Origin of the sequence: Flavobacterium lacisediminis, assembly GCF_025909975.1 — a bacterium.
GTDB classification, from domain to species: Bacteria; Bacteroidota; Bacteroidia; order Flavobacteriales; family Flavobacteriaceae; genus Flavobacterium; species Flavobacterium lacisediminis.
Genome location: NZ_JAPCIO010000006.1, coordinates 167978 through 188769, shown reverse-complemented (window position 1 = coordinate 188769; position 20792 = coordinate 167978). Strand labels below are relative to the sequence as shown.

General features: G+C 32.7%; 17 protein-coding genes. 4 read left to right on the top strand and 13 right to left on the bottom strand.

The genetic code is table 11. The annotated features are described in order from the left end of the window. Entirely contained in the window at positions 1 to 459 is a 459-nt protein-coding gene (coaD, locus tag OJ995_RS10210; protein ID WP_264369320.1) for a pantetheine-phosphate adenylyltransferase, read from the bottom strand. A 3-nt stretch (positions 460 to 462) separates the two neighbouring features. Then, positions 463 to 1437 (bottom strand): D-alanine--D-alanine ligase, encoded by a 975-nt coding sequence (locus tag OJ995_RS10205; RefSeq protein ID WP_264369319.1) that lies wholly within the window; start codon positions 1435 to 1437, stop codon positions 463 to 465. Between the two features lie 179 nt (positions 1438 to 1616). Between OJ995_RS10205 and OJ995_RS10200 the strand changes: the two genes are divergently transcribed. The 3 genes from OJ995_RS10200 to yaaA all read left to right on the top strand — a co-directional run bounded on the left by OJ995_RS10200 (position 1617) and on the right by yaaA (position 4201). Further along, complete coding sequence (locus OJ995_RS10200) at positions 1617 to 2276, top strand: PASTA domain-containing protein (protein ID WP_264369318.1); 660 nt, start codon at positions 1617 to 1619, stop codon at positions 2274 to 2276. Further along, positions 2263 to 3300, top strand: coding sequence for an RluA family pseudouridine synthase (locus OJ995_RS10195; RefSeq protein ID WP_264369317.1), 1038 nt, complete (start codon positions 2263 to 2265; stop codon positions 3298 to 3300). The genes OJ995_RS10200 and OJ995_RS10195 overlap by 14 nt, the downstream gene beginning before the upstream one ends. Positions 3301 to 3442: 142 nt before the next feature. After that, the gene (gene yaaA / locus OJ995_RS10190; RefSeq protein WP_264369316.1) at positions 3443 to 4201 is read left to right on the top strand and encodes a peroxide stress protein YaaA; all 759 of its coding nucleotides are present in this window, start codon (positions 3443 to 3445) and stop codon (positions 4199 to 4201) included. A gap of 78 nt (positions 4202 to 4279) precedes the next feature. Here yaaA and OJ995_RS10185 read toward each other — a convergent pair whose 3' ends face one another. The 11 genes from OJ995_RS10185 to OJ995_RS10135 all read right to left on the bottom strand — a co-directional run bounded on the left by OJ995_RS10185 (position 4280) and on the right by OJ995_RS10135 (position 18558). Continuing rightward, positions 4280 to 5800: a flotillin family protein gene (locus OJ995_RS10185; RefSeq protein ID WP_264369315.1), complete on the bottom strand. Its 1521-nt coding sequence runs from the start codon at positions 5798 to 5800 to the stop codon at positions 4280 to 4282. A gap of 12 nt (positions 5801 to 5812) precedes the next feature. Further along, entirely contained in the window at positions 5813 to 6370 is a 558-nt protein-coding gene (locus OJ995_RS10180; RefSeq protein WP_264369314.1) for an NfeD family protein, read from the bottom strand. A gap of 84 nt (positions 6371 to 6454) precedes the next feature. After that, positions 6455 to 7216, bottom strand: coding sequence for a tryptophan synthase subunit alpha (gene trpA, locus OJ995_RS10175; RefSeq protein WP_264369313.1), 762 nt, complete (start codon positions 7214 to 7216; stop codon positions 6455 to 6457). A gap of 125 nt (positions 7217 to 7341) precedes the next feature. After that, entirely contained in the window at positions 7342 to 8529 is a 1188-nt protein-coding gene (trpB, locus tag OJ995_RS10170) for a tryptophan synthase subunit beta (RefSeq protein ID WP_264369312.1), read from the bottom strand. After that, positions 8513 to 9154 (bottom strand): phosphoribosylanthranilate isomerase, encoded by a 642-nt coding sequence (locus OJ995_RS10165; protein ID WP_264369311.1) that lies wholly within the window; start codon positions 9152 to 9154, stop codon positions 8513 to 8515. The genes trpB and OJ995_RS10165 overlap by 17 nt, the downstream gene beginning before the upstream one ends. Then, on the bottom strand, positions 9151 to 9936 hold the full coding sequence (gene trpC / locus OJ995_RS10160) for an indole-3-glycerol phosphate synthase TrpC (RefSeq protein ID WP_264369310.1): 786 nt from the start codon (positions 9934 to 9936) through the stop codon (positions 9151 to 9153). Before trpC ends, OJ995_RS10165 begins: the two co-directional genes overlap by 4 nt. A gap of 2 nt (positions 9937 to 9938) precedes the next feature. Then, entirely contained in the window at positions 9939 to 10931 is a 993-nt protein-coding gene (trpD, locus tag OJ995_RS10155) for an anthranilate phosphoribosyltransferase (protein ID WP_264369309.1), read from the bottom strand. 44 nt (positions 10932 to 10975) lie between these two features. After that, on the bottom strand, positions 10976 to 11539 hold the full coding sequence (locus tag OJ995_RS10150) for an anthranilate synthase component II (RefSeq protein ID WP_133606303.1): 564 nt from the start codon (positions 11537 to 11539) through the stop codon (positions 10976 to 10978). Between the two features lie 75 nt (positions 11540 to 11614). Continuing rightward, on the bottom strand, positions 11615 to 13015 hold the full coding sequence (locus tag OJ995_RS10145; RefSeq protein WP_264369308.1) for an anthranilate synthase component I family protein: 1401 nt from the start codon (positions 13013 to 13015) through the stop codon (positions 11615 to 11617). Between the two features lie 206 nt (positions 13016 to 13221). Further along, entirely contained in the window at positions 13222 to 15624 is a 2403-nt protein-coding gene (locus OJ995_RS10140; protein WP_264369307.1) for an alpha-ketoacid dehydrogenase subunit alpha/beta, read from the bottom strand. Between the two features lie 183 nt (positions 15625 to 15807). Beyond that, a complete protein-coding gene (locus tag OJ995_RS10135) occupies positions 15808 to 18558 on the bottom strand; it encodes a gluzincin family metallopeptidase (RefSeq protein WP_264369306.1) in 2751 nt (916 codons plus the stop codon). Positions 18559 to 18803: 245 nt separating this feature from the next. On the opposite strand from OJ995_RS10135, the gene OJ995_RS10130 reads away from it, so the two are divergent. Then, on the top strand, positions 18804 to 20792 hold the full coding sequence (locus tag OJ995_RS10130; RefSeq protein WP_264369305.1) for an endonuclease: 1989 nt from the start codon (positions 18804 to 18806) through the stop codon (positions 20790 to 20792).

Below are 20792 nucleotides of genomic sequence, written 5' to 3'. Positions count from 1 at the left end.
CTATTTTTTATCTAAAACCGATTCAGGAACTAACTGAGAAATATCGCCACCGTTTCTTAATACATCACGAACAATACTTGAGGATATAAAAGAAGTTCTAGCAGCGGTTAACAAGAAAACAGTTTCAATTTTCGACATGACGCGATTGGTGTGTGCAATGGCTTTTTCGAATTCAAAGTCGGCTGGATTTCTTAGTCCGCGTAATATGAATTCAGCATTTTCTTTTTTACACAAATCGATGGTCAAACCAGAGTAAGTGATAACTTTTACTTTAGGTTCGTCTTTGAAAGCTTCTTCAATAAAACGTTTTCTGTCTTCTAATGAAAACATGTATTTTTTTTCAGCATTAACGCCAATGGCTACAATAACTTCATCAAATAAAGAAATACCTCTTTTGATAATATCGTAGTGTCCGTTCGTGATTGGGTCAAATGAACCTGGAAATATTGCTTTTTTCATAGTTTATTTCTTTAAAGCCAATTCAATAGCGTTTTCAAACAATTCAGGTAATGAAATTCCTGCTTCGCGAGCTTGTTGTGGTAAAATACTTTCGGTAGTTAAACCTGGAATCGTATTCATTTCTAACATGTGTGGTTCATTGTTTACGATAATGAATTCACTTCTCGAAAAACCTTTCATTTTCAATACTTCGTAAGCTCTTTTAGCAACCGTTTCTATTTTTACTTTCAATTCTTCTGAAATTCTGGCTGGCGTAATCTCTTTAGATTTCCCTAAATATTTTGCTTCGTAATCAAAAAAGTCGTTTTCAGATACAATTTCGGTAATTGGTAAAACGGTAACTGTTCCTTTATAATTTATAACTCCAACAGAAACTTCTGTTCCGTCAAGGAAGCTTTCAATAATGATTTCATCGTCTTCTTTGTAAGCATTTTCAATGGCTGGAAGGAATTCTTCTTTCGTTTTTACTTTCGAAATTCCGAAACTTGAGCCGGATTTATTTGGTTTTACGAAACATGGTAAACCCACTTTCGCTAAAATGGCGTCTACGTTAATTTCATCGCCTAAATTCAAATAATACGATTCCGCCGTTTTGATTCCGTAAGGTTTTAAAACCGATAACATATCGCGTTTATTAAACGTTAACGCTGCTTGATAATAATCGCAAGAAGTTTGAGGAATATTTAGTAATTCGAAATACGCTTGCATTAAACCATCTTCGCCAGGAGTTCCATGAATGGCATTAAAAACGACATCAAAATTAATTTTCGTTCCATTAACCGATACTGAAAAATCGTTTTTATCAATAGGAAATTCGGCATCATTTTCGTCCACATACACCCATTTTTCCTTGAAAATATGAATTCTATATGAATTGAATTTTGCACGATTAATGTTGTTAAACACTACATTTCCGCTAGTTAACGAAATTTTGTACTCGCTAGAGTAACCTCCCATGATAATGGCTACGTTTTTCATTTTAAATTTCAAATTGATATACACAAAATTACATTATTTATTGAGATTTTGCGTTCTTTTATTCGTTTACCAAAGAAATATTTTTGCAATTCATTCGTTTTAATTCTGTGAAGAAATCAAAATGAATTGCATCGTTATTTCTTTTTGAATTTTATATCTTTGTCAAAATATCATTTTGTATGAGTTTATTTAAGTTTTTAATAAGCAGAACTTTTTTTATTCAAGCTTTTCTAGCATTAGCTATTGTAGTGGGTTTTACTTTTTTAGTAATCCAATTTTTAGATTTTAGAACCAATCATGGTCAGGAAATTAAAGTACCAGATTTGGCAAAAATGAAATTAGAAGTTGCTGAAGAAAAGTTAAACGAATTAGATTTAGAAGTATTTTTGTTAGATACGGTAGAATTTAATGCTGATTTTCCACCTTTTACTATTTTAGAACAAGATCCAAAAGCAGGAAGTTTAGTAAAAGACGGTAGAAAAGTCTATGTGAAATTAAACGCTGGCGAATTTACAGATATAACTATTCCAGAATTCAAAGACAAAACGTTCCGACAAATTTCGGCCACCATAAAATCATTAACGTTGAAAGAAGGTAAAGTTACTTATAAACCGCATATTGCTAAAGATGTGGTATTGCAAATTTACCAAAACGGTAGACGTTTAAGAGCAGGAGATAAGGTAAAGAAAAACTCTGTTTTAGATTTTGTTTTAGGAGATGGGAAAGAAGTGTTTAATGAAGAAACTTTTAGTTCTGAAGAACCAGCAGATACATTACCACCAGCAGAAGAAGGCGTAACAGAACCAGTAGAATTTAAAGAAGAAAATGGCGGATTATAATGTAGGAAACGAACTCGAAGACGAGTTATACGAACATCATCGTTTTGAAGCAAGTAAAGGTCAATCGGCCTTGCGTGTGGATAAATTTTTGATGAACATGATTGAAAATACTACTCGAAATAAAATTCAACAAGCAGCAGAAAATGGTTCTATTTTAGTGAACGATGTTGCGGTAAAATCAAATTACAAAGTAAAAGCAGGAGATGTCGTACGTTTAGTATTGGCACACCCAACTTATGAGCAATTGCTAACACCTGAAAATATTCCGTTAGAAATTGTTTATGAAGACGACCAATTGTTGGTAATTAATAAGCCAGCAGGAATGGTTGTGCATCCAGGTCATGGTAATTATTCTGGAACTTTAGTAAATGCATTAGCTTATCATTTTGAGAATTTACCAATGAATAGTTCCGAAAGACCAGGTTTGGTGCATCGAATTGATAAAGATACAACAGGTTTATTAGTCGTGGCTAAAACCGAACACGCAATGGCTTATTTGACAAAACAGTTTGCTGAAAAAACTTCTGAACGTGAATATATTGCTCTAGTTTGGGGAAATATCGAAGAAGACGAAGGAACTGTTGAAGGGAATATCGGTCGTCATGATACGAATAGAATGCGAATGGCAGTTCATGAAAGTGACGAAAAAGGAAAACCAGCGGTAACTCATTATAAAGTTTTAGAAAGATTTGGGTACGTAACTTTAGTTTCTTGTCAATTAGAGACAGGTAGAACACACCAAATTCGTGTGCATATGAAACATATTGGTCACACACTTTTTAATGACGAGCGTTATGGCGGTGATTCCATCTTAAAAGGAACCACATTTACAAAATACAAACAGTTTGTAGACAATTGTTTTAAAGTATTACCAAGACAAGCACTTCATGCAAAAACATTAGGATTTGAACATCCTATCACAAAAGAATTTTTACGTTTTGATACGCCAATTCCACAAGATTTACAGGAATGTATTGAAAAATGGCGTGTGTATTCAAAAGCACAAACGTTTACTGAAGAATAATAGAAAATATATAAAAAAAGTAGAACCTCCAAAATCAAAAGATATTAGGAGGTTTTTTTATAGTGCTATAATAATTTCTTATAAAACTCTTAAACCAACATTTGTATATTTTCGTACTTTTGAAAAACAGAAAGTATAAATTATGAAAATTGTTATATCTCCAGCTAAATCTTTAAACTATGAAAGGCCGTTACCCATTTCTAACTATACGGAACCTGCTTTTTTATCAAAATCGGAAACCATTCAAAAAACACTAAAAAAGAAAAAACCGAAACAATTGATGGAACTTATGGATATTTCTGAAAAGTTAGCCGAATTAAATTGGCAACGCAATCAGGAATGGAGTATTCCTTTTTCTCCTGAAAATGCACGCCCAGCAGTTTATGCTTTTGATGGTGATGTATATACAGGATTAGATGTATATTCTTTACCAGCTGAAAAAGTAACTGTTTTACAAGACAAATTACGAATCCTCTCTGGTTTGTACGGACTATTAAAACCTTTAGATTTAATGCAACCCTATCGTTTAGAAATGGGAACTTCAATTGCAATTGGAACCAAGAAAAATCTTTATGAATTTTGGAAGAAAGCTATAACAGATACTTTAAATAAAGAGCTTACTAAGGGTGAATTATTCCTAAATTTAGCTAGTAATGAATATTTTAGTGCAGTTGATACAAAAGCTTTAAAAGTTCCAGTAATTACTCCTGAATTCAAAGATTACAAAGACGGTAAACTAAAAATGATTAGTTTCTTCGCTAAAAAGGCAAGAGGATTGATGGTGCGCTACATTATCGATACAAATGCTGAAACCATTGAAGATTTAAAAGGTTTTAACTACGAAGGTTACGCTTTTGATGCTAATTTGAGTAAAGGAAATATCTTAGTTTTTACAAGATAAAATTAAAATTTAGAAATATAAAAAATCCCAAATCCATATTATTGGAATTTGGGATTTCTATTTTAAATTTCAATAAAATTACTTCACTTCTTCAGTTGATGTAACTTCTGTAGAACTTGAAGCATCTTTTGGCATATCTTCACCCTTCAAATACGTTGGTAAATTTAAACCAGCCATATTGAATAAGTCATTTAAAGGCGGAACCGTTTTCATCATTCCAGAAACGAAATTCGCTGTTGAGCCATTTCCATCTGTATTATTTCCAGAATCCCAAACTGTGATTTTATCAATTTTGATGTTTTTAACTGCTTCCACCTGAGTTTTAACCAATTCAGGTAATTTCTCAATTAATAACAATTGGAACGCTTTTGTTGGATCACCACCAGCAGCACTAACTACTTCTTTATAACCTTCGGCTTGTTTTGTTAAGATTTCATATAAACCTTTTGCTTCTGCTTCCATTTTTGCAAAAATTGCATCGGCTTCTCCTTTTGCTTGTTCACGGATTCTTTCTGCTTCTGCTTGCGCATCGATAATTGCCTTTTGTTTTGCAATTTCTGCTGGAATTACAATATTTGCATTTTGAGTTGCACGTTCTCTGTCAGCACGGGCCGATTCTGCTTTTTGTTCTGCCAAATATGATTCTTCTAAAGCTTTAGCACTTTGAACTTTTTCAGATGCTAACGCGATACGTAAAGCTTCTGCTTCTTTTTCACGTCTTGCAGCTTCTGATTGCGCAATTGCAATTTTTGCTTCATTTTCTCCTTGAACCGCAATCGCATTAGCTTCAGATGTTGCAACACGAGTATCTCTTTGTGCTTCTGCTTTTCCAATGCTTTCATCTTTAAAAGCAGCAGCAATACTTACTTCTCTATCTTTATTAGTAATCGCAATTTTAACGTCACGATCTCTATGAGTTTCCGCAATTTGAACGTCTTTTTCACGATCTGCCATTGCTTTTCCAGTTTCTCCAATTTTCTCTTGTTCAGCAACTGAAATTTTAGCTTCGTTAATCGCTTTTGCAGCAGCTTCTTTTCCTAAAGCTTCGATGTAGCCTGATTCGTCTTTGATATCGGTAACGTTAACGTTAATTAACTTTAAACCAATTTTCTTTAATTCCGAATCTACATTTTTAGAAATATTATCTAAAAATTTATCTCTATCCGAGTTGATTTCTTCAATCGTCATCGTAGCGATAACTAAACGCAATTGTCCGAATAAAATATCTTTTGCTAATTCTTGAATTTGCTCTGGTGCCAAACCTAACAAACGTTCAGCAGCAGTATTCATACTATCTGTTTCAGTTGAAATTGCAATGGTAAAGCGACACGGAACATCTACACGAATATTTTGTCTTGAAAGCGCATTGGTTAAATTGGCTTCAATAGAAATTGGTTTTAAATCTAAAAATGAATAATCCTGAATTACTGGCCAAATAAAAGCCCCACCACCGTGAACACACTTTGCAGATGTACCACCAGTTTTTCCATAAATAACTAAAATTTTGTCTGAAGGACATCTTTTGTATCGCGAAATTAAGGTCACGAAAGTAACGAATAGCACAAAAGCGGCTACAACAATAATGATAATTTGTGTCATATAAATAAAGGATTAGATTTTTTCTACGATAACAAAATTGTGCTCCACAGCAACTACTTTTACAGCGCTTCCTGAAGCTAATTTTTCTTGTGAATTTGTAATAGCATCCAGTTCATGAAACGAACCATTCACACTAATTTGAATTTTTCCTTTTCCTGATTTAGCTTCTGGAATTGTAAGATATACTTCAGCTGTTTTATTGATGGTATTTTCAATTTTAAAACTATTATCTTCTGAAAGTTTTAAAATTTGTTTGATTAAGAAAAAGAAAACACCCACAAAAAGCAATCCTACTAAAACAGAAATTCCAATCAAAATCGTTTTGTTTTCAACAGATTGATAAAACGAAATTCCAGTCCAACTAAATCCTAATAAAAAGTTGATTAAGTTACGCAATGTAAATAATTCAAAAGGCATATCCCCATCACCATCGTGTGAATCGGCATCAGTTTCTGAACCACTTAATCCAATGAAAGTAGAAATGGTTTGCAATAGAAAAAAGATACTCACAGGTAACGCAATGTACCAAAAAGCCTTGAGTAACGGCTCATAGTGTTCAAGAAAGTTCATAGTTGTCAGTTAGTTTTGTAATTATACGATTACTTTTACAAAAAGTTACAATTTACAAAAAAATACTATGAACTTTCCTAATTTTTATTTGATTTTATTGACAAATTTAGAAATGTCTGAAATCGGATTGTCTTTTAAAAAATTAATAAAAGCGCTTCCAATAATCGCTCCTTTTTGATGTTGAGTAGCTTGTTGAAACGTTTCTTCATCTTTAATTCCAAAACCAACAATTTGAGGGTTTTTCAAGTTTAAATGGGCAATTCGTTTGAAATAATCCATTTGTTCTGAACCAAATCCTGATTGACTTCCCGTAACCGCAGCCGAACTCACCATATAGATAAAACTATCAGAAATAGCATCAATTTGTTGGATACGTTCAACTGAAGTTTGTGGCGAAATCAAAAAGATATTTTTCAAGTTGTATTTTTCGAAAATAGCTTTGTACTCGGTTTCGTAAACGAATAAAGGTAAATCGGGTATTATTAATCCATCAATTCCAACTTCAGCACATTTTTGACAAAATTTCTCTATTCCAAATTGCATCATTGGATTAAAATACCCCATGATGATTAAAGGAATTTGAACCGATTCTCGTATGTCCTTTAATTGTTCAAATAGGAGCGAAGTCGTCATTCCGTTTTCAATAGCAATAGTAGAACTTTCTTGAATGGTAGGTCCATCGGCTAACGGATCTGAAAAAGGTAACCCAATTTCAATCATATCCACACCGTTTTTTTCCAATTCTTGAATGATGGAAACAGTGTCATTTATTTTTGGAAATGCTGCAGTGAAATATATGGAAAGCAGTTTCTTATCTTCTTGTAATTTTTGGTTGATTCTGTTCATTTTTTAAAATACTAAGGGTTTTGTTGATTTAACCGCAAAGACGCTAGGTTTTACGCAATGTTCGCAAAGAATTGATAAACCATTGCGAACATTGCGATTCTCTTTGCGTGCTTTGCGGTTAGATTTTAAAATTTAAAATAATCGATATAGGTATTCAAATCTTTATCACCTCTTCCTGATAAGTTGATGACCACAATATCAGTTGGTTGGAATTGTTTTTTATCCAAAACCGAAAAAGCATGCGCCGTTTCAATAGCTGGAATGATTCCTTCAGTTTTAGAAATTTCTAATCCTGAATGCATAGCTTCAGTATCGGTAATAGCAATAAATTCAGCGCGATTTGTATCATGTAAATGTGCATGAAGTGGTCCTACACCTGGGTAATCCAATCCTGCTGAAATAGAGTAGGGCTCTGTGATTTGTCCGTCTTCAGTTTGCATTAATAAGGTTTTACTTCCGTGAATAATTCCGATTTTACCCAAAACAGAAGTCGCAGCACTTTCGCCAGAATCAACGCCATGTCCAGCCGCTTCCACAGCAATTAATTTCACTGATTCTTCATCTAAAAATTCGTAAAATGCTCCAGCAGCATTGCTTCCGCCACCTACACAAGCAATTACGTAATCTGGGTTTTCTTTGCCTTCTTGTGTTAGAAGTTGGGATTTAATTTCTTTAGAAATCACACTTTGAAAACGTGCCACCATATCGGGATAAGGATGAGGTCCAACCACAGAACCAATGATATAAAATGTATCAATCGGATTGTTAATCCAATCACGAATAGCTTCGTTAGTCGCATCTTTCAAGGTTTTTGAACCCGAAGTGGCTGGACGAACTTCTGCTCCCAACATTTTCATTCGTGCTACGTTTGGTGCTTGTCTTTTGATATCGACTTCACCCATATAAACGATACATTCTAATCCCATTAAAGCGCAAACGGTTGCCGTAGCAACACCGTGTTGACCTGCTCCAGTTTCGGCAATAATTCTAGTTTTTCCTAAACGCTTCGCAACTAAAATTTGTCCGATAGTATTGTTGATTTTGTGCGCGCCTGTATGACACAAATCTTCTCGCTTTAAGTAGATTTTGGTGTTGTATTTTTCGGATAACCGTTTGGCAAAATATAATGGCGTTGGACGACCTACAAATTGTTGTAATAAGTCGTTAAACTCTTCTTGAAAAGAAGGTTCAGCCATTATTTTTAAGTAGTTTTCTTTTAATTCTTCCACATTTGGGTATAACATTTCAGGAATGAAAGCGCCTCCAAATTGGCCATAAAAACCATTTTCATCAACATTATATTTCGTTTTCATATAGCAATTTTTTAAATTTTCTTAGTTTAATTTCACTTTTATATGCTGGTTTTGTTTCAAATCGACTATTGACATCTATGGCAATGCATTTTTTTGCTACATCGGTTTTGAAGAAGTCTTTTATAGCATCCACTTCGGTTTTACCTATGCCACCACTCAAGAAAAAGGGTTTCTCGTAGGGATAATTTTCTACTATTTTCCAGTCGAAAGTAATGCCGTTTCCACCAGGTAACTTTCCTTTGGTATCAAAAAGGAAATAATCAACAAATAGTACATATTCTTTAATAGTTGTAAAGTCGAATTTATCTCCAATCGAAAACACTTTAATTACTTCAACCCCAAATTTCTTCACGTTTTTACAATAGGTCACAGATTCATTTCCATGTAATTGCACTATGTCTAATTGATATTGATTCACTTTTGAAATTATGTCTTGTATGGATGCATTTACAAAAACCCCAACTTTTCTAATAGATCTTGGAATTTCAGGAATTGTTTCCAAATTCATATTTCGACTTGATTTTTCCCAGAAAATAAAACCTAAATAATCAGGATTTAGAGTTGATATCTCCTCAATGTTTTCAGGATATTTCATACCGCAAATTTTTAGTTTTACGTTTTTCATATCACTAATTTTTGAATGAATCTTTGGGCTTCCGAACCAGGATTTTCTGTTTTCATGAAATGTTCACCCATTAAAAAGCCTTGATAACCATATTTTTGTAATTCTTTTACTGCTTCAAAAGAACTAATCCCACTTTCTGATACTTTTACAAATTCGTCTGGAATTTTAGAAGCTAATTCTTTACTATAATCTAAACTCACTTCAAAGGATTTTAAATTACGATTGTTAACACCAATCATATCTAAACTTGGCATTATGGCTGTTTCTAATTCTTCTAAATTATGTACTTCTAACAATACTTCTAAACCTAAACTATGTGCAAATTCTGAAAGTTGTTTGATTTCTTTTCGAGTTAAAACCGCTGCAATTAATAGGATTACATCGGCTCCGTGGGCTTTGGCTTCTAAAATTTGGTATTCATCTACAATGAATTCTTTTCGTAATAATGGAATATTTACTGAAGCTTTTGCTAATAACAAATCATCCAAACTTCCACCAAAATATTTAGCATCTGTCAAAACCGAAATTCCGCAAACTCCCGCATTTTGGTATCCTAAAACTACATCTTCAACTGAATGATTGTTATTAATAATGGCTTTTGATGGCGAACGACGTTTGTGCTCCGCAATAATTCCTGAAAAGCTGTTTTTTAATAACTTACTCAATGAATAGGTTCGAGAATTGAATAAAACAGAAGCTTCTAATTGCGAAACGGGAATGATGCTTTTCTTTAGTTCGACTTCACGTTTTTTATCGATGATTATTTTATCTAAAATGTTCATGATTAGTTACTTATTTCGATTAATTTTTTCATTTTTTCTAATGCTTTTCCGCTAACTAAGCTTTCTTGCGCTTTTGCTAAAGCTTCATCATAATTCGATTTTTCAACAGTTTGAATGGCGATGGCTGCATTAGCACAAACTACATTATTTTGAGCTGTTGTTCCTTTTCCAGAAATGACGTCGTAGAAAATTTTAGCTGATTCATCAACGGTTGTTCCACCTTTGATGGTTTCTAATCGGCATTCGGGTAATTTGAAATCCGATGGTTTTAAAATTTGTTCAGATGTATTGGATATAATTTTCACTTCATCAGTCAATGAAACTTCGTCAAAGCCGCTTAATCCATGTAAAATAGAGTAGTTGGTTTCAGTATTTTGGTACAAATAGGCATACATTCTAGCCAATTCTAAACTAAAAACACCAACCATTTGATTTTTTGGAAATGATGGATTTACCATTGGACCCAACATATTAAAAAACGTTTTCACACCTAATTCTTTTCGAATCGGACCTACATTTTTCATAGCCGGATGGAAGAGTGGTGCGTGCAAAATAGCAATATTTGTTTCTTCGATGGATTTGGTTAGGAAATCAGAATCGTTAGTAAATTTCACACCCATTTTTTCCATCACATTACTCGATCCCGAAATAGAGGAAACGCCATAATTTCCGTGTTTCGCAACTTTAATTCCAGCTCCAGCTACAATGAATGAAGCTAAAGTAGAAATGTTAAAAGTGTCTTTTCCATCGCCTCCAGTTCCACACAAATCGATAGTATTATATGCTGAAAAATCAACTGGAATGCACAATTCTAGCAAAGCTTCACGGAAACCTGCTAATTCTTCAATGGTTATACTTCGCATCATGTAAACGGTCATAAAAGCCGCAATTTGACTTGGATTATAACTTCCAGAAGAAATATTGACCAAAACGTCTTTAGCTTCTTCTTTAGTTAAGATTTCGTGTTGAATTAATCGATTTAATATATTTTTCATTTGGATTTTTTATTTACTGAACACTTATTACTGAATATTGACAACTAATTCAAAAGCCAATTTTCTAAGATTTTTTTTCCGTAAGGTGTTAAAACACTTTCAGGATGATATTGAACACCACGAATATCAAAATGTGCGTGTTTCATCGACATAATTTGACCATTTTTATCAGTAGAAGTTACGATTAATTCAGCCGGAAGGTTTTCATTTGAAACTACCCAAGAATGGTAGCGCCCAACTTCAAATTCGTTTGGTAAATTATTAAAAATGAAGTCGTCTTCGGTTTTTGTGACTTTTGTAGCTACACCATGATAGACTTTTTCTAAGTTGGTTAAAGTGCCGCCGAAAACTTCTCCTATAGCTTGTAATCCTAAGCAAACTCCGAAAATACTTTTAGTAGTAGCATATTTTTTGATTACCTCTTTCAACAAACCCGCTTCATCAGGAATTCCTGGTCCTGGCGAAAGTAGAATTTTATCGAACTTTTCTAATTCATTCAATTCAAATTCATCGTTTCTGAAAACGGTTACATTCGCATTCAAATCCTCTAAATAGTGGACTAAATTGTATGTAAAACTATCGTAATTGTCTATAACTGCTATTTTCATGTTTTTTTGTTTCATGTTTTTTTTGTTTCAAGTTTCAAGTTCCAATTAACCTGAAACCTGAAACTTGAAACCTTTTTATATGTTTTCTGCTAAATCTAAAGCTTTTTGCAAAGCGCCCAATTTGTTGTATACTTCTTGCATTTCGTTTTCTTCTGATGAACTTTCTACAATTCCGGCTCCAGCTTGAAAGTGTAAGGTGTGATTTTTACTCAAAAAAGAACGAATCATAATAGCGTGATTAAAGTTGCCTTCAAAATCTAAAACTCCGATAGCACCACCATAGAAACTTCTGTTGGTTTTCTCAATGTTTTCTATTAATTGCATGGCTTTTATTTTTGGTGCTCCGGTTAATGTTCCGGCTGGGAATGTTTTGGCTACCAACTCCATAAAAGTATGATTTTCTTTTAATTTTCCTGATACTTTTGACACCAAATGAATCACGTGAGAGAAAAATTGGACTTCCTTGTATTTATCTACTTTTACTTCGTTACAACTTCGGCTTAAATCGTTTCTTGCTAAATCGACCAACATGACATGTTCGCTGTTTTCTTTAGAATCTTCGCCTAATTTTTTAGCTAATTCGGCATCTTGTTCGTCGTTTCCGGTACGTTTGAATGTTCCTGCGATAGGATGAATTTCGGCGAAATTATTTTTGATTACCAATTGCGCTTCGGGCGATGAACCGAATATTTTGAAATTTCCATAATCGAAAAAGAACAAATACGGTGAAGGATTTATACTTCGTAAAGCACGATACACATTGAATTCATCGCCTTTGAAATCTTGTGAAAATCTTCGAGATAACACCAATTGAAAAACATCACCACGTAAGCAATGTTTTTTGGCTAACGAAACGTAGTTTTTGAATTCATCATCGGTTAAGTTTGAAGTTCCGTTTCCTGATTTTTGAAACGAAAAGGAAGCAAAGTTTTTCGATTGTAATAATTGTTCAATTTCAGCGATATTATTGCTTCCATCAAAACTATGACAAAATAAATACGCTTCGTTTTTGAAATGATTAATAGCAATAATGTTTTGATAAACAGCGTAAAAGATTTCGGGAATTTCGTTTTCTATTGATTTTTTTGCAATCGAAACTTTTTCAAAATATTGAATCGCATCATAAGCTAAATAGCCAAATAATCCTTGCGTGATGAATTTAAAATCTGACTTTTCTGTTTGAAATTGATTAGAGAAATTTTCGATTTCTTTAGCCACGTTAACACCAGAATCAATTGGAATAATCTCTGAAAATCCATCAGGGAAATTCGTTTCAATTTTTTGATTTTCTACCTTAATAGAAGCTATCGGATTGAAACAGATGTATGAAAAACTGTTGTCATTCGCATGATAATCAGAACTTTCTAGCAAGATGCTATTTGGAAATTTATCGCGAATTTTCAAATAAACACTCACAGGCGTAATGGTGTCGGCTAGAATTTGTTTGTAATTGGTATGTAACTTGTATTTTTTCATATTTGTTTAATTTTTGGCAATAAAAAAAGGCTTGTCGTGATTGACAAGCCTTTTCTATGTATTTGGTTTTAAATTATACTATAGCAGGTTTCGCTCACGAAGTTCGACGTAAGTTAGACCACCACCAAGTATTGTTTAAAATTGAAATCATTTTCTTAATTGTATGTTGCAAATATTTCTAATTAATTTTCGAATAAACAAATTTTTTAATACAAATTTGGATATTTTGTTGGATTTGCCTCATTCATAATCGCATACACTCTCTCAAAAATGTCTTCTGTTGAAGGTTTTGAGAAGTAATCTCCATCGGTTCCATAAGCAGGACGGTGTGCTTTTGAAGCCAATGTTTGCGGTGCGCTATCTAAATGTTGGTAGGCTTTTTGGTTCTCAACAATTTCTTGTAAAATGTATGCACTTGCTCCACCAGGAACGTCTTCGTCAATTACTAATAAACGATTCGTTTTTGCTACCGATTTCACAATATCATGATTAATATCAAAAGGCAATAACGATTGAATATCAATAATTTCAGCGCTAATTCCAACCGATTCTAATTCGTTTGCTGCTTGTTCTACCAAACGTAATGTTGAACCGTAAGAAACTAACGTAATATCAGTTCCTGTTTTGATAGTCTCAACTACTCCAATAGGTGTTTTGAATTCACCTAAATTCGTTGGCATTTTTTCTTTCAAACGGTAACCGTTCAAACATTCTACAACTAATGCAGGTTCGTCAGTTTCTAATAAGGTGTTGTAAAAACCAGCTGCTTTGGTCATGTTTCTTGGAACTAAAACGTGAATTCCTCTGATTGCATTAATAATCATTCCCATTGGAGAACCTGAATGCCAAACGCCTTCTAAACGGTGACCACGAGTTCTGATGATTAACGGTGCTTTTTGACGTCCCGCTGTTCTGTATTGTAATGTAGCTAAATCATCACTCATGATTTGAATAGCGTACAACAAATAATCTAAATATTGAATTTCAGCAATTGGACGCAATCCTCTCATTGCCATACCGATTCCTTGACCTAAAATAGTAGCTTCACGAATTCCCACATCGGCAACGCGTAATTCTCCGTATTTTTCTTGCATGCCTTCCAAACCTTGGTTTACGTCACCAATGTTTCCTGAATCTTCACCAAAAATCAAGGTTTCTGGATATTTTGAGAAGATAGCATCAAAGTTATCTCTTAACACCAAACGCGCATCTACGTCTTCAGCAGTTGCATCATAGGTTGGAGCTACTTCTTTTGATTTTAAAACGGTTTTATCCGATTGAGAAAATAAGTGCGAACTGAATTTTGGTTGGATTTTCTCCGTATAATTTTCAATCCAAGTAGCTAAAGTAGCAAGTGTATTTTCTTTGATAATCATGCGCAACACTTTACGAGCTGCCACTAAAATATCTTTACGAATTGGTTCTTTTATTGACGCAACATCGTTAGCAATTTTCTCGATAAATACTTTGTTTTCACTTTGTGAAGCGATTGTATTTAATAAACCAACTAATTCTTGTTGTTCCGCTTTTGTTGGTGCAGTAAAGTTAGTCCAAGCTGCTTTTTTACCTTCTAAAACGTCTTTTTTTGCTTGGTTGTCAATCTCATCTAATTCTTCAGAAGTAGCGATATTGTTATCGATTAACCAAGTTTTCATTTTAGCTACACAGTCAAATTCTGCTTCCCAAGCCAAACGTTCTGCATTTTTGTAACGCTCATGACTTCCAGAAGTTGAGTGACCTTGCGGTTGCGTTAATTCGCTTACGTGAACTAAAACTGGAACGTGTTCTTCGCGTGCAATTTGCGATGCTTTTTGGTACGTTTCTACTAAAGCAGGGTAATCCCAACCTTTAACGCGTAAAATTTCGTAACCGTTATTTTCTTCATCACGTTGGAAACCTTTTAAGATTTCTGAGATGTTTTCTTTTGTTGTTTGATGACGTGCGTGAACTGAAATTCCGTATTCGTCATCCCAAACGCTCATTACCATTGGTACTTGTAAAACACCAGCAGCGTTGATAGTTTCGAAGAATAAACCTTCAGAAGTTGAAGCATTTCCGATGGTTCCCCAAGCTACTTCGTTTCCGTTTTCGGAGAAGTTGGTTTGGTTGATTCCAGAAACATTTCTGTATATTTTTGAAGCCTGAGCCAATCCTAATAAACGAGGCATTTGCCCAGCAGTAGGAGAGATATCAGAACTCGAATTTTTTTGTTGGGTTAAGTTTTTCCAATTTCCGTTTTCGTCTAATGAATGTGTTGCAAAGTGACCGCCCATTTGACGACCAGCACTCATTGGATCAAAATTAATATCAGTATGACCATATAAACCAGCGAAGAATTGCTCGATATTCATAGCACCAATTGCCATCATAAAGGTTTGGTCACGATAGTATCCAGAACGGAAATCTCCGTTTTGGAATGCTTTCGCTAATGCCAATTGAGGCACCTCTTTACCATCGCCAAAAATTCCGAATTTTGCTTTACCTGTAAGCACTTCTTTTCTACCAAGAAGACTACATTCTCTACTGATTCGGGCGATTTTATAATCGTTAATCACTTCTTTTTTGAAATCTTCAAAAGAAACTACTTCCGATGTTGTTGCTGTTTTCATAAGCCGTTTGTACGAAATTGATAATTCAACAAATTTAATTAAAACCAATTATAAAACAATAGGGGGGACAATATTTTTTTAATTATTATTAAATTATCAATAGTTTTAATTTGAAAAACGCAATGAATCTATTAAAAAATGATTTTTTATTGTTGAATTGTTAAAAAAATAGATAAAAAGCTATTAAAACCATTTTCTGGTAAATAGAGAAACTAATATTTTTGGACTTAAGGTAACTACAAAACGGATTTTTTCACCATAATTTCTTGAATTAAGTTCAAAACCATTTGAAGAGTAAACAGGTAAGAAAAGTTCGAAATAATCGGGAACTAAATTAAAGTGGAAACCAGAATCATATACAAATTTTGCGCTATCATATTTATTTTTTAGCATTCCTGCATCTCCATAAATTTGAATCCAATTCCAAATATTGAAAGTTCCGTTAATCGTGGTCATCCATTGGTTAGCAAATCGAGTGTCAAATTTAGATTTAAATCCACCTTCTGCATACACATATTGTTGACTAAAAATTCCGGTAGTTTCGCTTCTTCCTAATAAGTTATAGTCAAACATATAATCGTTAGGTCTGTCTAATCCAAAGCTAAAAAAGTCGGAATTTGTACTTTTGTACATAAATGCTCCTGCGAAAAATCTAAAACTTATTTGACGATTGTTTTCAAACAATTTTCGGTAATGAATTTCTGTTGAAACTTTTCCAAATGAACTGGCAATTTGTAAATCGTTTAGTAAAGAAAAATGTTTCGTTCCTTCCGATTGATAATTTCCATATTTAGCATTGAAAATATTGTAGTTTTGAGTATTCGTATCGGTTACTAATGGCGATTTATCTCTGTTTACATAAACTTGTCTTAGTTGAATAAATTCATTTTTATTAACTCTAAAATTTTCATCTCTAAATCTAAATTGAATAATAGGGATAAAATTAGTGTAAAATGCATCTTTTGTGTAATGAAAACGGCTTCCAGCAATCATGTATCTAATATTGTATAACTTGCCATTTTCGCGAATATTGTCATCTACAATGGCTGATAATTTACCAACAATTGAACCTGTATTGCTTGAATACATTGGAGTTATGCTAAATGTAAATGGTTTATTTAAAATAGATTTATTATTGATTCGCATTCCCAAAGCAATTCCGTCATAAATATTAAATTCTACTTCTGGAACATAGAAGATTTGATTGTAATAAGGTTCTTCTAAATCTTTAAAAAAGATAAATTTAAGAGGGCGATTGTTAAAGAAAAAACCTTTTAATGATTTCCAATTATTTCTTAAGTTGTATTCAGGAACTTCATTGTTATAATTCAGTGTGATTTTATCAGCCTCTAATCTAGGAATTACAATGGTGGAATCGGTTTTAATTTCTGTCAACCACATTTTATTAATCACTTTATTATCCTTTAATTGGTATAATGAAATCGGGACATTTGTATTCGTTTTATTGATGATGTTTACAGAAATAGAATCTTCGGTTTTAGTAACTTTTCCAAATTTATAATCGATTAAATCGCGTTTTTCAATTACGGTTCTAAAAAACCAATTAATATCTTTTGAGCTATTTTTTATTAAAACAGTCTCAAACTGACGGGAATTGGTTCCAAAATATTGATTTTCTTGAATATATTCTTTAATAGAGCTGTGAACAATATCGTTTCCTAAATAGCTGTCTAAATATTTCAAACTCAATCCAGCTCTGTATTTACTAGCAATTTGTTCATTGAATTTTATCAAGCGATTTTTAGGTTCATTAAGCGGTTGGTCTAAATTTTTACGTGCCATCAACATATACAAATAGTTGTATTGTTGGTTGAAATCTAAATTAATAAAATGATAAGATTTTAAAATTTTTAAATGAGCAACGTTTCCTGTCATTTTTAATTCAGGAAAATATTCATCTGCATATTGCATCAAAAGAAACATTTGTATTCCGTCATAAATCCAATAATCACGTCTTTGATTTAGATTTAGATTCTCTTTTAAATAATTGTTTAAATAGGTTTTTAAAAATTTTAATTCAAACATCAATTCATTAGAAAATGGACTTAAAAAACTAGGTAATTGATTTAATCCATAAAAAGGTTGGCGTGCATAGTCTTCCTGAGAAATTAAGATTTTTGAAGTTAGTGGTAATCCTAATTTTGAAGCTGTAAATCGGCTTACTTTGTCAAATATTATAGCTTTATCAATATCTTTTACTTTATTGTCTTCAATGCCACAACTTACTTCAATAATTTCATTTTTATAGATTTGGTAGCTGTTTGTAGGTTGTATTGTAATGACTGCTTCCGTTTTGTTTTTTGCGTTAAGTACAACTTTTTTAGTTTTTATTAATTCAAATGAATTGATTTCAGCCAGATTACTAGATAAATTATAATCTGTAGGTAATTCAAATTCAATTTCAAAATCAGAAAAAGCATTGGGTATGTCATCTAAATTTTCGTTACTGTATTGTATAAATTGTTTATGCTCAAATCGAGAAGGATTTAAATACCAATTTTTCAATGTAATTCGACCATCATTATCATAACCATATTTAGTGAATTTTGAATCTGGAATTTTTATCGAATAAACAAGAGTAAAGGTTTGTTTTGAACATGGTAAAATAGGTTGGTTCAGTTCTAATTTTATTAAATCTACTTTTCCTTTTGGTCGGTTCCAATCTATTGCTTGAAAATTGTGGTCTACTATAGTTTTAATTTCTGTGTAGCCTCTTTCTTTTTCTGTTGCTAAATGAAAGGCTCTCACGAATTCATCAGAATATTTTTTTGCTAGAGCAGATGATTTTGAAGAAAAAGCATTGTTCCAATCGTTTAAAATGATATGTTTTAAAGTATCATTACTGGTATTGTTATAGGTTAAAATCTGATTAATCAACAACGTTTTTTCTTCTGTGTTAACTCTAACTGTCATTCTAGAAGAATGTTGAGAGATAACCAGAATTGGAAACAAGAGAAATATTATTTTAGTTATAAATTTCAAAATGAATTAATCCGTTTTATAGTTAGATGACAAATAAATCAAATAGTTGCTTAAAGACTGCAAAATATAAAAATACTCGTACAATTGCCTTAAAAAACACTTAAAATTAATTAGTATTGTTAAAAAATAAATGTAATTTCACTTTAATATTCGTATTTTTGATAAAATTAGTTTTTATGCCCCAAAAATTACTTACATTATTATTCCTTTTATTAGGAATGTTTTCTTATTCTCAAACCGTTGTTATTAATGAAATTGATGCGGATACACCGGGTGCAGATGTTAAAGAATTTATTGAATTAAAATCTTTTGATTCGAATGGAATTGCGTTACCAAATTTTTCATTAGATGGATATGTTTTGGTTTTTTACAGAGCTTCTACCAACACAATTTATAGAACAATTGATTTAGATGGATTAACAACTGATATTAATGGGATAATTCATTTTGGAAATTCTCAAGTTACACCAACCCCTTTTTTTATTATACCCCTAAACGGAATTCAAAATTCTTCTTGTGTAGCTTCAATTTACAGAGGAAATGATGTTGATTTTCCTGTTGATTCAGCAACTTTTGATGTTCCAAATTTAGTTGATGCATTTGCTCACTCAAATAACACTACACAGCCTACATATTTGATGGGACAACTCGGTATTTCTAGATTTTATGTAGAGAACGATGTAAATTCTATTCAAAGAAAAAATGACGGAACTTTTGAAGTAAAATCACCAACACCAGGTGTTAATAATGATGGCTCTGGAATTCCAATTAATTACATAACAGTTTCTTTCCCTCAAGCAAGTTTTAATGAAGGAGATAGTTTTAATATTACTTTCACTACAAGTCAACCTGTTCAGAATGAAAATTTAATTATGAATTTTACATTAGCTAATGGAAACTTTACAAATTTAGATTTCTCAGGAGGACTTACTGTAATGATTCCAGTTGGGCAAACATCTACACAAAATGGTATTATTCTTTCTAATGATGGATTTGATGAAGGTGATGAAGAAATGAAATTTGTTTTCCAACCTTTACCAGTTGGTTATGTTTCTTATAACAACAATATGGTGCTTAGGGTAAATGATGCTAATTTTGCAACAGACCCATGGGGGACCCCTTTAAATCCTACATATAATGTTGTAACATCAACTATTCCAGCAGGATATTATGATTCATTAGAAGGATTATCGGGTAGTGCTTTAAAACAAGCCGTTCAAAATATAATTGCAAATCCAGCAGTGGTAAGATTACATAGTTATGCAGATATATGGGAAATTTTACGAACTTCTGATAGAAATCCATTAAATAATAATCAAGTTTGGTGTATTTATACTGAAGTTCCATTTGCTAAGTTAGATCAACAAAATACAAGTAGTATTGTAGGGAAATGGAATAGAGAACATATTTTTTGTCAATCAAGAGGTGGTTTTGAAGTAGCTAATGGCGATACAGCTGATGGAATTAATTTTTGGACCACGACAAGTGCTTTTATTACAGTTGATGGTGTTTCAGACGCTCATCATATTAGAGCTGTTAGTGGTCAGGAAAACTCGTCTAGAAATAATAAAAATTATGGTCCAGTAAACACTTCAACTGTTTATGCAGGACCATCGGGAACTCAAGGTTCTTGGCGTGGAGATGTAGCTAGAGCTCTATTTTACATGGCAGTTCGTTTTGATGCTTTGAATGTTGTTAATGGTGATCCAGTAGAATTAAGTAGCGGAAATCCATCTTATAGTATTGGAGATTTAGCAACATTATTAACTTGGAATACAACTGACCCAAGAGATGACTTTGAAAAGAATCGTAATAATTATATTTACACTTGGCAAATGAATCGTAATCCGTTCATAGACCATCCAAACTTAGCGGATTACATTTTTGGAGCAAATTTTGGACAACCATGGTCTTCTACATTGTCAAACCAAAATCCTATTGAAAATAGAGTAGCGGTTTATCCAAATCCAGCTTCGGAATACTTGATTGTTTCAGGTTTAGAAGGTGCTTCAAAAGTTGATATTTATACGATTACAGGACAATTAGTGCAAAGTCAGGATTTTGAGAGTGAAATTCAACTTAATTTAAATTTGAATGCCGGCATGTATTTAGTAAAAGTTACTAATGGTAACGAGTATATTACCAAAAAGATTATTGTTAAGTAA